Consider the following 13990-nt stretch of genomic DNA (forward strand, 5'->3'; position numbering starts at 1 on the left):
GTCCGGAGCTTTCGAGATAAATCGCTGACAACAGGCGGTGTTGCGCCCACCCGGGGTCGGGCGCGGCCCTTCGCGCACAGTTCGGAGCGATGAGGGGTTTGCGCGTTGGAGCGAGGTAGCGCAGGTGCCCTGTGCCCTGTGCCCTGTGCCCTGTGCCCTGTGCCCTGTGCCCGCGTGTGTCGGGCGCCCTCGCGGGGCCTGCCCCTTATTCTGCCGCGTCGATCACATGCGCGAAGGAACCGGAGACGGCGCCTTCGCGCAGGCCGGCGGGGCCCAGCGGCGCGCCCTCGGCGTCTTCCGCATCGAAGAGCGGGGTTCCCGCGGCGCGCAGTGTGGAGGCGTAGTGGAACTCGTGCCCGGCGAGGGCGCCGCGCCGCGGCGCGCCGGGGCGGGGCAGGAGGCGACGGTAGCCCAGGTGCAGCCGGCGCCGGGCGAAGCTCGTCTCCAGCCGCAGCAGGCCCAGCATGGCATGGCGCCCGCCCTCGGCATCCTCCAGCCCGTCGCCCAGCACCATGTAGCCGCCGCATTCGCCCTCGATCCGGGTGCCGGCCGCCATGGCCCGCTGCATGCCGGCGCGGAAGCTGCCGGCGGCGGCGAGGCGTGCGGCGTGCAGCTCCGGGTAGCCGCCGGGCAGGAAGATCGCGTCGGCACAGGCGGCGGGGGCCTCGTCGGCGAGGGGCGAGAAGGGCATGATCTCGGCCCCCGCGGCGCGCCAGTCTTCGAGCTGGTGGGCATAGGCGAAGGCGAAGGCCGCGTCAGCGGCGACGGCCACGCGCTGGCCCGGCGGGCTGAGGCCGGAACCGCCCGGGCCGGGCCCGGCCAGCGGCCGGGCGGCAGCCCGCAGGGCGGGGAGGTCGAGCGCTGCGGACACCTGGTCCGCGGCGCGTTCGAGGAAGGCCTGCAGGGCGGGGTGTTCGGCCGCCTGCACGAGGCCGAGATGGCGCGAGGGCAGCTCCAGCTCCGGATCCCGCGGCAGGGCGCCGAACACGGGAAGGCCGCTGCGGGCGAGGGCGTCGCGCAGCATCCGCTCATGGCGCGGCGAGCCCACGCGGTTGAGCACCACGCCGGCGAAGGCGAGGCCGGGCCGGTGGCGGGCGAACCCCTCCGCCAGCGCCGCGACCGACTGGCCCTGCCGGGCGGCGTCGATCACCAGCACCACCGGCAGGCCGAGGGCCTGCGCGAGATCGGCGGTCGAGCCGCGCCCCTCCGGCGGGGCGCCATCGAACAGGCCCATCGCCCCCTCCACCACCAGCAGCTTGCCGCCCTGGCGCGCGGCGAGGGCGCGCAGGCGCGCGGGCGCCATCGCCCAGGCGTCGAGCGAGACGCAAGGATGGCCCGTGGCGGCGGCGTGGAAGGCGGGGTCGATGTAGTCCGGCCCGCTCTTGGCCGACCGCACCGCCAGGCCCTCGCGCGCGAGGGCGCGCAGCAGGCCCAGGGTGAGCGTGGTCTTGCCGCTGCCCGAGGCAGGGGCGGCCAGAACGAGCCCGCGGGCCTGGCTCACGCCTGCTCGGCCGGCTTGCCACGGCCCAGCGGGTCGGTCGAGCGGGGGGCGATGCCGGCGGCCTGGCCCATCCAGTCCAGCGCCTGGCGCAGGAGCACGGCGCGGCCGATGCAGATGATGGCGGGGGGCACGACACCGGCGGCCTCCGCCTCGGCCGCGGCGCGGCCCAGCGTGGTCTCCAGCACGTCCTGGTCGGGCGAGGTGGCGCGGGTGACGATGGCCACCGGCTCGTCTGCCGACCGGCCTGCCGCGATGAAGCGCTCGGCGATTTTCCCGAGGTGTTTCATCGCCATGTACATCACCACCACCTGGCTGCCGCGGGCGATGGCCTCCCAGTCCAGCGAGGTGGGGGTCTCGCCGGTCTGGTCGTGCCCGGTGAGGAAGGTGACCGCCTGGTTCACGTCGCGGTGGGTGACCGGGATGCCGGCATAGGCCAGCCCGCCGATGCCCGCCGAGATGCCCGGCACGATGCGCACCGGCACGCCGTGCTGCACGAGGGTCTGGGCCTCCTCGCCGCCGCGGCCGAACACGAAGGGGTCGCCCCCCTTCAGGCGCAGCACCCGCCGCCCGGCGCGGGCAAGCTCGACCAGCGACAGCGAGATGTCGCGCTGCTTCGCCGAGGGCTTGCCGCCGCGCTTGCCGGCGAAGATCAGCTCGGTGCCGGGCGCGGCCCAGTCGAGGATGCGCTCGTCGACCAGCGCGTCGTAGACCACCACGTCGGCCTGGCGCAGGGCGTTGAGCGCGTGGAGTGTGACGAGGCCGGGGTCGCCGGGGCCGGCGCCCACGAGCCAGACCCAGCCGGGCAGCAGTTCGGGCCAGTCCGCGTTGCGCGGCAGGGAGATGGGGGTGCTGTTCATGTCGCCTTCATATCTGCCTGATCCGAACCGCGAAAGGCCCGTTGGCGCGCCGCGGGGCGGGGCCTATAGTCGCCGCCATGACACGCAAGCCGCAAGGGGAATTGCGCCGGGGCTGGACCACGGGCGCCTGCGCCACCGCCGCCACGCGGGCGGCGCTCTCCGCCCTCATGGGCCGCGGCTTTCCTGCGCAGGTCACCATCACCCTGCCGCGCGGCGAAACTCCGGTCTTCGCGCTGGCCGAGACCGCCTCGGGCCCCGGCTGGGCCGAGGCCGGCGTGGTGAAGGACGCGGGCGACGACCCCGACGTGACCCATGGCGCGCTCATCCGCGCCCGGCTGCGCTTCGGGCCCCCGGGCAGCGGCGTGAGCTTCCGCGCCGGCGAGGGCGTGGGCATGGTCACCCGCCCCGGCCTGCCGGTGCCGGTGGGCGAGCCCGCGATCAACCCCGTGCCGCGGCAGATGATGGCGCAGGTGGTGGCCGAGGACGCGCCGGGGCGCGACGTGGAGATCACCCTCTCCATCCCCGGCGGCGCGGCGCTGGCGGCCAAGACCTGGAATCCGCGCCTGGGCATCGCCGGCGGGCTCTCGGTGCTGGGCACCACGGGCATCGTGCGCCCCTTCTCCTGCGCGGCCTGGATCGCCTCCATCCACCGCGGGGTGGACGTGGCGCGGGCCGCCGGCCTCACCCATGTCGCGGGCTGCACCGGGGCCACCTCGGAGCGGGTGGTGCAGGGGCTGCACGGGCTGCCAGACCACGCGATGCTCGACATGGGCGATTTCGCCGGCGGGCTGCTGAAATACCTCGCGCGCCACCCCGTGGCCCGGCTCACCATCGGCGGCGGCATCGGCAAGATGGCCAAGCTCGCACAGGGCGCGACCGACCTGCACTCCGGCCGCTCGCAGGTCGACATGGCCGCACTTGGCCGGCTCGCGGGCCAGCCGCTCGAGGGGGTGAACACCGCCCTCGAGGCGCTGGAGCGCTGCGGCCCCGCCCTTGGCGCCGCGGTGGCGGCCGCGGCGCGGGCGCGGGCCGAGGCGCTGCTTGCCGGCACCGGCATCGCGGTCGACACCGTGGTGATCGACCGCGCGGGCACCATCGTGGGCCGGGCGTGAGGCTGCTTCTCCTCGCCGGTACCGCCGAGGCCCGGGCGCTGGCGGCGGCAGCCGTGACGGCGGGGCATGACGTGACCGTCTCGCTCGCCGGGCTCACCGCCCGGCCGGCGGCGCTGGCGGGGCGGTTGCGGGTCGGCGGGTTCGGCGGGGCGGAGGGGCTGGCGCAGGCGCTGCGCGAGGGCGGGTTCGACGCGCTGGTCGATGCCACGCATCCCTTCGCGGCACGGATGTCGGGGAACGCCGTGCGGGCAGTGCTGGCGACCGGCCTGCCGCTGCTGCGGCTCGAGCGGCCGGGCTGGGCGCCGGAGCCGGGCTGGCTGCATGTGCCTGACCTGGAGGCCGCGGCGGCCGCGCTGCCGCCGGGCGCGCGCGTCTTCCTCAGCACCGGGGCGCAGAGCCTCGGCGCCTTCGCCGGGCGGGCGGATTGCTGGTTTCTCGCCCGGGGGGCGGAGGAGGGGGCGTTTCCGCTCGCGCAGGGGCTGCGGGTGACCGGGCGGCCGCCGTTCGCGCTCGCGGCCGAGCGGGCGCTGATGCAGGCGCATCGCGTCGGCTGGCTGGTGACGCGCAACTCGGGCGGCGCGCGCGAGAAGCTCGACGCCGCCGCTTCCCTCGGCCTCCGGGTGGTGATGATCGACCGGCCGCCGCCGCCCGAGCCCGCCCCGCCCCGGGTGGAGGCGGTGGGCCCGGCGCTGGCCTGGATCGCGGCTCAGGCGGCGAAGTAGCCCGCGAGGATGCGGCGGTAGATGTCCTTGAGCTGGCGGATCTGCGCCACCTCGGCATGCTCGTCGGTCTGGTGCATGCTCTGGCCCACGAGGCCGAACTCGGTGACCGGGCAATGGTCCTTGATGAAGCGCGCGTCCGAGGTGCCGCCAGAGGTGGAGAGCTCGGGGCGCAGGCCGGTGACGGCCTCGGCCGCGTCGGCGATCAGGTCGGAGAGCAGGCCCGGCGGGGTGAGGAAGCTCTCGCCCGAGACCTCGATGCGGATGTCGATGGCGATGCCGGTCTCGGCGGCCACGGCGGCGGCCTCGGCGCGCAGCCAGTCGGCGAGGCTGGCGGAGGAATGGGCGTCGTTGAAGCGGATGTTCACCGTGGCGCGGCCGCGGGCGGGGATGACGTTGTTCGCCGGGTTGCCGGTGTCGATGGTGGTGACGGCGAGGGTGGAGGCGTCGAAATGCCCGGTGCCGGTGTCGAGCTCATGGCTCGCCAGCCGGTCGATGAGCTTCGCGAGGGCGGGCAGGGGGTTCTTCGCCCGGTGCGGGTAGGCGGCGTGGCCCTGCACGCCGGTGGCGGTGATGAAGCCGGTCATCGAGCCGCGGCGGCCGATCTTCATCATCTCGCCCATGCGCTCGGGGCAGGTGGGCTCGCCGACGAGGCAATGGTCCATGCGCTCGCCGTGCTCGGCCATCCAGTCGAGCAGGGCGCGGGTGCCGTCGCGGCCGGGGCCTTCCTCGTCGCCGGTGATGGCGAGCACGATGGCACCGTCCGGCGGGGTGGCGGCGACGAAGTCGATCGCGGCGGCGACGAAGGCGGCCACGCCGGATTTCATGTCGCAGGCGCCGCGGCCCCAGATGCGGCCGTCCTTCTCCACGCCGCCGAACGGGTCGACCGTCCAGTCCTCCGCGTTGCCCACCGGCACCACGTCGGTATGGCCGTTGAAGCCGAAGGTGCGGGCGTTGCCCTGCGCGCCCCAGCGGGCGAAGAGGTTCGACACGCCGCCGCGGTCGACCCGGGTGCAGGTGAAGCCGCCGAGGGTGAGCACCTCCTCCAGCAGCACCAGTGCGCCGCCCTCCTCCGGCGTGACGGAGGGGCAGCGGATGAGGTCGGCGGTGAGGCGTACGGGATCGGTGGGCATGGGATCGGGCTCTCGGCATTGCGGGGAACGGCCCCGTTCCTGCCGCGTTTCGCGCCCGCGCACAAGCCCCCGGGAGAGGGGGGGGGGCGGCGGCAGCGCGGCTGCCGGTGCGCTGAGGCGGCTCCCCGACGGGAGCCTGTAGCAGCCGTACCCATCCCGCGCGGGTGCTCGCAACGCCCGGGTTCCGCACGGAGGGACGCGCCCGACCCTGGGTGGGCGCGAGTAACGCATGTGGTCAGCGGTTTATCGTGCAAGCCCCGGACGAAGGCTGTGCGGTGCGCGACATCGCCATCGCGCCCCCCCGGGGGGGAGGGTCGGGCGCGGCCCGGGCTGGTCGCCCGGGCGGGAGGGGTGAGCCGGGCGGGCGCTGCGAAAGGGGGGGGGAGCGGCACCAGTCGGCCGGGCCCGCCTGCCGGGTGCGCAGCGCCCGGCGCGGCCCAAAGGCGGGGACACCGACAGGTGATCCCGGCACGGGAGCCCCCCGGCCCGCGTGCCGCGGGAGAACCGGACGGGGGCTCTCCCGTCCTCCGTCGACCCGCCCTTGCGGGCGCGTCTCCTGCGGTTTGGGCCGGGCCGCGCGTGCCGCGCGGCGGTGCCGCGACATTGGTGACGGGGCAGCAGGTGCCTTGCAGCTTTCCGGCCTGCGCGGCGGGGTGGCGGGCGGGGTCAGTCCTCGTCGTAGAACGGGGTCATCTGGGCGATGATCACGGCGTTCTCGGCCAGGGCGCGGTCCATGAGGGCGCGTTCCTCGTCGGGGATGTCGTGGCCCTCCTCGAGGCGTTCCTCGAGGGTGCCGTAGCCGGAGACCTCGAGGGGCGAGAGGTCGGCCTGGCGCAGGACATTCACCGTCTCGCGCACCGCCTCGGCCTCGTCCACGCCGGAGGCATAGCACATCAGGGCGGCGCCGGTGGAGCCGTCGGGCAGGCCGTCATCGGCGCTGCGGCCCACCTCGACGAGCAGGGTGTAGACCTTCTGGCGGCTGTCGGGCTTGGGCATCGGGGCTCTCCGGGGCGGGCGGCGCGGGCGTTGCGATGCAGGGCGCCGCGCGGGCGCCCTGCCTGTGGGGGCGGAGCGTCACGCTCCGCCCGGGGGCGCGTCAGTCGCGCAGCAGGTCGTTGATCGAGGTCTTCGAGCGGGTCTTCTCGTCGACCCGCTTCACGATCACCGCGCAGTAGAGGTTCGGGCCGCCCTTCTCGGAGGGCATGGAGCCGGCGACCACCACGGAGTAGGGCGGCACCTCGCCGTAGAAGACGCGGCCGCTTTCGCGGTCGACGATCTTGGTGGACTGGCCGAGGAACACGCCCATGCCCAGCACCGAGCCCTCGCGGACGATGCAGCCCTCGACCACCTCGGAGCGGGCGCCGATGAAGCAGTTGTCCTCGATGATCACCGGGCCGGCCTGCAGCGGCTCGAGCACGCCGCCGATGCCGACGCCGCCCGAGAGGTGCACGTTGCGCCCGATCTGCGCGCAGGAGCCCACGGTGGCCCAGGTGTCGACCATGGTGCCCGAGTCGACATAGGCGCCGAGGTTCACGAAGGAGGGCATCAGCACAACGCCGGGGGCGATATGGGCCGAGTGCCGCACGATGGCGCCGGGCACGGCGCGGAAGCCGGCCTCGCGCCACTGGTTGTCGCCCCAGCCCTCGAACTTGGAGGCGACCTTGTCCCACCAGGTGGCGCCGGCGGGCCCGCCGGGGATGGTGACCATGTCGTTGAGCCGGAAGCCCAGCAGAACCGCCTTCTTCGCCCACTGGTTCACGGTCCAGCTGCCGTCGGTGCCGCGCTCGGCCACGCGCAGCTCGCCCTTGTCGAGGGCGGCGAGGGTGCTCTCCACCGCCTCGCGGGCCTCGCCCTTCGTGGCGGGGTTGATCTTCTCGCGCGTGTCCCAGGCAGTTTCGATCGCCCGTTCGAGATCGGCGTATTCCATCGCGGCGGTCCTTTTTTACTGGTCGTATCCTTTGGCCCGCTATAGTGCGGTTCCCGCCCCGGCGCAATTGCCGGGGGCAGGGCATGACCACCCGAGGAGCGCAGAATGAGCGACGCCAGGCCCGGCCGCAGCCACGGCCATCTTCCCACCGCCGACGAGGACCTGCGCCGCGCGGGCCATGTCGAGGACACGCCGCAGACCCGCTCACCCTCCTACCGCCTCGCCTTTCGCGACGGCGATTTCCTCGCCCGCGAGGACCTGCGCCCGGTGCGCCTGCAGCTCGAGCTGCTGAAGCCCGAGCTTACCCTGCAGGAGCGCGGCATCACCGGCACGGTGGTGATGTTCGGCGGCGCGCGCATCCCCTCCCGGCCGGAGGGGGCCCGCACCGAGACGCTGGGCGGCCTGTCGCGCTTCTACGAGGAGGCCCGGCGCTTCGCCCGGCTGTGCACCGAGGAGTGCCTGCGCCGCGGCGACGGCACCCATGTCGTGGTGACCGGGGGAGGCCCCGGCGTGATGGAGGCCGGCAACCTCGGCGCGGAGGAGGCGGGGGGTGTCTCCATCGGCCTCGGCATCGTGCTGCCGCACGAGCAGGCGCCGAACCGCCACGTGACCCCGGAGCTGAGCTTCAACTTCCACTACTTCGGCATCCGCAAGATGCATTTCCTGCTGCGGGCGCAGGCGGTGGCGGTGTTCCCCGGCGGGTTCGGCACGCTCGACGAGCTGTTCGAGACCCTCACGCTGGTGCAGACCGGCCGGATGGAGCCGCTGCCCATCCTGCTCTTCGGCCGCGAGTTCTGGGAGCGGATCGTGAACTGGGAGGCGCTGGCCGATGCCGGCACCATCTCGCAGGACGACCTTCGGCTGTTCCATTTCGTGGAGACGGCCGAGGAGGCCTGGGAGATCGTCCGCCCCGGGACCTGACCCCGCCCCGCTCCGGGGGGGAGCGCCCGCCTCGCCGAGGGGGCCTCGCGGCCCCCGCAGCTCGGCGGGCGCGGCGAAGGGCTCTCCGGCCCTCCGCCGGTGCGGGGTGTCTGCGGGCGCGCCTTCGCGGCGACCGGCCCCCGGCTCAGCCCTTCCGCCCGCCTCTCCCCCCCGGGAGGGCGCGACGGGAATGTCGGTCGTGGTTCGGTTCTCGTCCGGGGCTTCGGGACAGAGCGCTCATCGCAGGCGCAGATGCGCCCGCCCGGGGCCGGGCGTGGCCCTCTGCGTGGCGGGGGAAGGGGCGGTTTCAGTCCCGGTGCCCGGCCGCGGCGCATCCCCTGCGGGTCCGCCCGGCCGCCACGCCGCCCGGAGCCGGCAGCCACGGTGACGCGAGCGGCGGAGGCCCGGAGAGGCCTTCGCCACGCCTGCGGAGCTGCGGGGGCGTAGCCCCCTCGGCGAGGCAGGCGTTCCCCCCCGGGGGGCGCTACTCGTCCACCAGGGCGAACTCGATGAGCTCGGTTTCCTGCAGCAGGGAGAGGTTGTCGTCGGCCACGAGGAGCACCCGCACCTGGCCCGTCGCGGTGGCCCAGGTCGAAATGCCCTCGAGATTGTCGTACTCGCCGAGGCTGCTCTCCATCAGCTCGCGCTCGTCGGTGAGCGCGTCCTCGCCCAGCATGAAGCTGCGCACCCGGCTGCGGAAGCCGATGAAGGCGAAGTCGCGCTCGAGCACGTAGAGCCGCCCGTCCGGGCCGATGTCGGCGCCGGTGACGAGGTAGGCCCCGCGCCGCGGCACCTTCAGCACCTCGTCCCAGGTGCCGTCGCGGAAGCGGTAGACCGGGAAGGGGCGCTCCATCTTGCCCGAGCGTTCGGGGATGGCGTAGAGCGCGGAGGCATCGCCCGCCAGCGCCTCCAGCCCGGAATTGGTCTGCAGCCGGCCGAAGGCGGCGGCGGGGGGCACGGCGGTGGCCGGCGCCCCGGGCCCCGCGTAGTGCCAGATGCGCGCGCGCCCCTCGAAGGAGACGTACCAGCCGCCGGAGCCGTCCATCGTCAGCCCCTCGGAATCGGCGAGCTGGCCGGTCACCGGCTGGCCCTTCGTGTCGAGCACGGGGGCGATGGTCTCCACCGTCGCGCCGGTCATGCGCTCGCCCTCGCGCAGGATGGCGCCGCGCACCAGGATGCCGCGGTCGCCCAGCGCCATCCAGGCATTGCCGTCGGAGCGCACGGCGAGGCCCGAGAGCCCGCCGAAACGCGCGTCCGCGTTGCGCAGCACGAGGCGCGAGAGCTCCTGCAGGCGTGGCTCGGCCCGCACGGCAGGCGCCGCGGCGAGCAGGGCCGCGACCGTCAGCGCGGCACAGGTACGGGGAAGCCGGGACAACACGCTCACGGGGCTGACAGGACCCCGCGGCAGGCGGCCGGCAGGTCGGCCAGGGTGAGGGCGGGCTTCGGCTGCGGGGCGGGCGTGCCGGGCGCGGGCGGCGCGGGGTTGAGCGCTTCGTCGGAGGTCCACCAGGCGAGGGTCTCGTCGCAGCCGTCGCCGGGAGGGATCGGCTCCTGCGCGGCGCAGAGGGCGGAGCCGGCGGGGCAGCTCAGCCGCACGTGGAAATGCGCGTCATGCCCCCACCAGGGGCGCAGCTTGTGCAGCCAGTCGCGCCCGCCCGCGGGCAGGCTGCGGCACAGGAGCTGCTTCACCGGGGCGGTGACGAAGATGCGGGCCACGGCGGGGTCCTCGGCCGCGGCGCGCAGCACGGCCTCGTGCGCCGGCGTCCAGTTCGCGTTCACCGCGCGGCCGTCGGCGCTGCGCACGGAGACGGAGGAGAGGCTCTCGCGCTCGGCCCGCCCGAGGTCGAGCCGGCGGGGCGGCAGCATCCAGATGTCGGCGTCGAGCCCGAGCTGGTGCGAGGCGTGCCCGGAGGTCATCGGCCCGCCGCGCGGCTGCGAGATGTCGCCCACGTAGATGCCGGCCCAGCCGGCGCGCTGCGCGGCCTCACCCAGCCGGGCAATGAAGGCGATGGTCTCCGGGTGGCCCCAGTTGCGGTTGCGGCTGAGCCGCATCGCCTGCCAGGAGGGCCCGGTCTCCGGCAGTTCCACCGCGCCGGCCATGCAGCCCTTCGCGTAGGAGCCGATGGCCGAGGCGAGGCCGAGCGTGGGCCCGCTCTCGGCCCCGAAGAGGGTCTTGGCCGCCGGCTCGGCGAGCCCGGCCGCCGGCAGGGCCAGCAGGGCCGCGGCCAGCGCGCAGGCGCGGCGCAGCGGGGCCGGGGCGGGGTGGGGCAGGGGCATCGGGCGGAGGCTCCGGGACAGGCGATGGCGCGGCCCCGGGGCGCCCGGGGTGTTTGCCAAGCATATCAGAGCCATGGCGCGGCGAAAGGGGGCGCACGCTCACGCCCCCGTGAGCGCGGGCAGTCGGGCCGGGAGTGGCGGGCCCGGGGCAGTCGGGCCGGCGCGGAGTGGTCGGGCCGGGAGTGGCGGGCCCGGGTGGCGGGCCCGGGGCGGTCAGGTCTCGGGCGGCCAGGGACGCTCGGCCTCGGAGCGCACCCAGGTCTCCACCCAGCCGGGCAGCGGCGGGTTCCACTCCGGCGCGCCGAGGGCGGCCATCACCCGGTCGGTGTGCACGATGCCGCCCGTGTCGGCCACCGCGGCGCGGTAGAGCGCGGAGGCGAGGCAGTCGCCGTCGCGCCACATGGACTGCTGCATGTAGAGGAAGCGCGCGTCGCGCCCGATCATCCGGCTGCGCATCTCGAAGCGGCTCCACACCTGCACGCGGCGGCGGTAGCGCACCGTCACGCCGGCCATGGTGAGGCGCCAGCCCTCGCGCTTCACCGCACCGAGCAGGCCGATGCGCTTCGCCAGCGGCAGGCGGCCGAGGTCGAACAGGGTCAGGAAGCGGCCGTTGTTGAGCTCGGCGAACATGTCGAGGTCCCACGGCAGGCAGGAATGGGCCGAGACATGCGTGCCGTCGACGGGCAGGTCGTCGAGCCGCGACGCGGCGCGCATCGACAGCGCCAGGCGGATGAAGGGAAACATGGGGCCCCCGGGGGAAAGGTCTGACTCACTGTCCCGCTGCATGGCACAGGCCGCGGGAAATGCCAATTCGGCGCGCTCTCCCGCCCCGCGCTGCGCCGGGGATACGCCGGGCCCCTCAAGTAGCGGGACATTCAGAATTGACTCGAATCGTATTCGGAAACCATCATCGACGCATTGATTGCGCAGTCTTCTGTGCGCTGATTTGCATGAATTCAGGTTTCATTTCGCGTAGTGCCGCGTTCGAAGGTCACTCTCCCTGATGGGGCGGAGTGCAACTTGCGGTTTATCTCTCTATCCTGCCGATTGTCGAAGGACGTATTGATTTATGTGCATTCCGGACCGTGCGCCGCGTTCTCCCGCCCTGCTGCTTTCCCTCCTCCTTGCGCTGTTCGCCGTGCTGGCGCACCCCCAGCCCGGCCGGGCCGATGCGGCCTGCACGCCGGAGCAGCGCAGCGCGCAGCGCGCGGCGGAGACCGGGCTGCAGAAGGCCCTGCGCGGCCGCGCCCGGGCCAGCGACAGGCTCGATGCCCAGGACCGGCGCATCGGCGCGTTGACCGCGGCGGGGGCGGATGTCTCCGCCCTGCCGCCGCGCCCCGCCCTGCCGGAGCCGCCCGGCGCTCCCTTCGACGACAGCGCGCGCCTCGCGCCGGATTGTGCCGACACCGCCGCCGCCGGCACCGCGCTGGAGGAGGCGGAAGCGCTGCTCGCTGCCTTCACCGGGGCGCTGGAGGCCGCGGAGGCGGAGATCGCGGCGCGCGAGACCGCGCTGCTCGATCTCGAGACCGCCACCGCGCCGGAGCCGGAGCCGGAGCAGGCCGCCCCGGCGCCGGGGGCCGCGGCGCAGCCCGGACCGCTGCCGGTCGAGGACAACGCGCTCCTGTTCCAGCGCGTGCTCACCCTGCCGGATGCGCGCACCGCGCCGGCGGCGGGAGGGGAGCCCGACGAGGCGGGCGCGCCGCTGCCGCCCTTCTCGGTGCTCTACGTCTTCGAGCGCGCCCAGGCCGGCGACGGCGAGTGGCTGGCCGTGGGCCCGCGCATCGACGCCGCGCCGCTGGGCTGGCTGCCGGCCGCCTCGACGCTGGAATGGAACAGCGCGCTGGTGATGCAGTTCGCGCCCAAGGGCAAGCGCGAGCGGGTGCTGTTCTTCGAGAATTCGCGCGACCTCGTGGACATCGTCACCGGCTTTCGCGTGGCGCAGGAGGCGGGCGAGATCTACGACGCCCTCGCCGCCGGCACGCTGGAGGACAGCCGGCTGGTCGCGGTGGAGCCGGCCACCGCCGTGTCCTATGCCGACGAGCCCTACCTGCTGCCCGTGGTGGGCCACGTGGAGCAGATGTTCGACGACGGCACCCAGGTGAACCTGGTGAAGGTCGCCTCGGTGTCGCTGCGCAGCGCCACGCTGGGCGCGCGCGACGAGGGCTCGCTCGAGGCGCCGGCCCCCGCGCCGGAGGCCGACCTGGCGGAGTTCCGTGTCGGCATCGCCTTCGTGATCGACACCACCGCCTCGATGGGCCCCTACATCGAGCGCACGCGCGAGACGGTGCGCGAGATCTACCAGGCCTTCGAGGCGGCGGCCACCGAGGCCCGGGCCTCCTTCGGCATCGTCGCCTACCGCGACAGCATGGCCCATGACGCGGGCGTGGAGTATCTCACCCGGGTGATCCAGCCGCTCGACGCGGCGGCCGACCCGCGCACCGTGCTCGCCAATCTCGCCCAGGTGGGGCCCTCGCGCTCGGCCACGGTGGACTGGCGGGAGGATGCCTATGCCGGGCTCGCCGAAGCCATCGAGGGGTTCGACTGGGAGCCCTTCGACGCCCGGATGATCTTTCTCGTCACCGATGCCGGCGCGCGCGAGGGGGCGGACGGGCTCGCCTCGCGCCACGACCTCACCACCCAGGTGCTCAACTCCGCCGCGGTGCAGAAGAACATCGCCATCCTGCCGCTGCACCTCGTCACCCCCGAGGCGATGAAGCTCGGCCAGGTGGAGAGCGCGGCCGACCAGTACCGCCGGCTCTCGGTGACCGGCGACGTGAACAGCCGCAAGTACGTGGCCGTGGCCGCCGAGACCGACGAGGCCTTCCGCCGCGAGATCCGCGCCGCGGCCGCCAGCATCGTGGAGGCGGTGGTGAAGGCGGCGCACAACCAGCGAATCGACACGCAGGCCCCCGCGGTGAACGACGGCTACATCACCTCCGACGACCCCGGCGCGGGCGGTGGCGAGGCGGGCCCGGCCACCCGGCTCGGCGGGCTGGTGGCCAACGAGATCCTGCGCGCCCAGCTCGAGTATCTCGGCCGGCGCGACGAGGCCGTCGCCCCCGGTTTCGTGAGCGGCTGGGCGGCGAACCGCGACCTCACCGACCCCACACGCGAGATGCTGGAGATATCGGTCTTCCTCAACCGCAACCAGGTGAGCGCGCTGGCGCAGAGCGTGGAGATCCTCGTCGACGCCTTCCGCGCCGCCGACCAGAGCCCCGGCGCCTTCTTTGACGAATTGCAGCTCGTCGCCGCCCGCACCGCCCGCGACCCCGAGCTGGTGCGCTCGGACGAGCGCGCCGCGGTGCGCGAGATCCTGCCGGCCTTCATGCAGGGCCTGCCCTATCTCTCCGAGGTGCTGGGGCTCGACCGGGCGCTCTGGTCCTCCTTCTCCGCCGCCGACCGCGAGCGCTTCGTGGAGGGGCTGGAGGAGAAGCTGCGCATCTACCGCCAGCTCTACGACCAGACCGAGAACTGGGTGGATTTCGGCTCCGGCGACCCGGCGCTGGAGGCCTATCCGCTCGCGCTCGCCAAGCTGCCCTGAGG

12 protein-coding genes are annotated in these 13990 nt (G+C 74.4%); 4 read left to right on the plus strand and 8 right to left on the minus strand.

From position 1 onward, the window contains the following. Positions 1–205: 205 nt before the first annotated feature. Positions 206–1501, minus strand: a complete 1296-nt coding sequence (locus D3P35_RS16255; RefSeq protein ID WP_118135798.1) for a cobyrinate a,c-diamide synthase — start codon at positions 1499–1501, stop codon at positions 206–208. Next, positions 1498–2358, minus strand: coding sequence for a uroporphyrinogen-III C-methyltransferase (gene cobA / locus D3P35_RS16260; protein ID WP_118135799.1), 861 nt, complete (start codon positions 2356–2358; stop codon positions 1498–1500). The genes D3P35_RS16255 and cobA overlap by 4 nt, the downstream gene beginning before the upstream one ends. Positions 2359–2435: 77 nt before the next feature. Here cobA and D3P35_RS16265 point away from each other — a divergent pair, with 77 nt between their 5' ends. Beyond that, positions 2436–3470, plus strand: a complete 1035-nt coding sequence (locus D3P35_RS16265; RefSeq protein ID WP_118135800.1) for a cobalt-precorrin-5B (C(1))-methyltransferase — start codon at positions 2436–2438, stop codon at positions 3468–3470. Then, positions 3467–4192 (plus strand): cobalt-precorrin-6A reductase, encoded by a 726-nt coding sequence (locus tag D3P35_RS16270; protein WP_118135801.1) that lies wholly within the window; start codon positions 3467–3469, stop codon positions 4190–4192. The genes D3P35_RS16265 and D3P35_RS16270 overlap by 4 nt, the downstream gene beginning before the upstream one ends. On the opposite strand, the gene dapE is transcribed toward D3P35_RS16270, so the two are convergent. The 3 genes from dapE to dapD form a co-directional block, all read right to left on the minus strand. Then, positions 4177–5322 carry a succinyl-diaminopimelate desuccinylase gene (dapE, locus tag D3P35_RS16275; protein ID WP_118135802.1) on the minus strand — a complete coding sequence of 382 codons (1146 nt, stop codon included), beginning with the start codon at positions 5320–5322 and terminating at the stop codon, positions 4177–4179. The two genes, D3P35_RS16270 and dapE, sit on opposite strands and share 16 nt — an antisense overlap. A 666-nt stretch (positions 5323–5988) precedes the next feature. Next, complete coding sequence (locus D3P35_RS16280; protein ID WP_118135803.1) at positions 5989–6318, minus strand: hypothetical protein; 330 nt, start codon at positions 6316–6318, stop codon at positions 5989–5991. A 100-nt stretch (positions 6319–6418) separates the two neighbouring features. Then, positions 6419–7249: a 2,3,4,5-tetrahydropyridine-2,6-dicarboxylate N-succinyltransferase gene (gene dapD, locus D3P35_RS16285; RefSeq protein WP_118135804.1), complete on the minus strand. Its 831-nt coding sequence runs from the start codon at positions 7247–7249 to the stop codon at positions 6419–6421. Between the two features lie 105 nt (positions 7250–7354). On the opposite strand from dapD, the gene D3P35_RS16290 reads away from it, so the two are divergent. Continuing rightward, complete coding sequence (locus tag D3P35_RS16290) at positions 7355–8170, plus strand: LOG family protein (RefSeq protein WP_118135805.1); 816 nt, start codon at positions 7355–7357, stop codon at positions 8168–8170. A 484-nt stretch (positions 8171–8654) separates the two neighbouring features. Here D3P35_RS16290 and D3P35_RS16295 read toward each other — a convergent pair whose 3' ends face one another. From D3P35_RS16295 to D3P35_RS16305, 3 genes are all read right to left on the minus strand, one after another. Next, on the minus strand, positions 8655–9545 hold the full coding sequence (locus D3P35_RS16295; protein ID WP_157982177.1) for an esterase-like activity of phytase family protein: 891 nt from the start codon (positions 9543–9545) through the stop codon (positions 8655–8657). A 5-nt stretch (positions 9546–9550) separates the two neighbouring features. Beyond that, entirely contained in the window at positions 9551–10447 is an 897-nt protein-coding gene (mepA, locus tag D3P35_RS16300) for a penicillin-insensitive murein endopeptidase (RefSeq protein ID WP_118135807.1), read from the minus strand. Between the two features lie 213 nt (positions 10448–10660). Continuing rightward, positions 10661–11191, minus strand: a complete 531-nt coding sequence (locus D3P35_RS16305; RefSeq protein WP_118135808.1) for an acyl-CoA thioesterase — start codon at positions 11189–11191, stop codon at positions 10661–10663. Between the two features lie 325 nt (positions 11192–11516). Between D3P35_RS16305 and D3P35_RS16310 the strand changes: the two genes are divergently transcribed. Further along, positions 11517–13988, plus strand: coding sequence for a vWA domain-containing protein (locus D3P35_RS16310; RefSeq protein ID WP_118135809.1), 2472 nt, complete (start codon positions 11517–11519; stop codon positions 13986–13988). Positions 13989–13990: the final 2 nt, after the last annotated feature.

Origin of the sequence: Oceanicella sp. SM1341, from assembly GCF_003448965.1 — a bacterium.
Taxonomy (GTDB): Bacteria; Pseudomonadota; Alphaproteobacteria; order Rhodobacterales; family Rhodobacteraceae; genus Paroceanicella.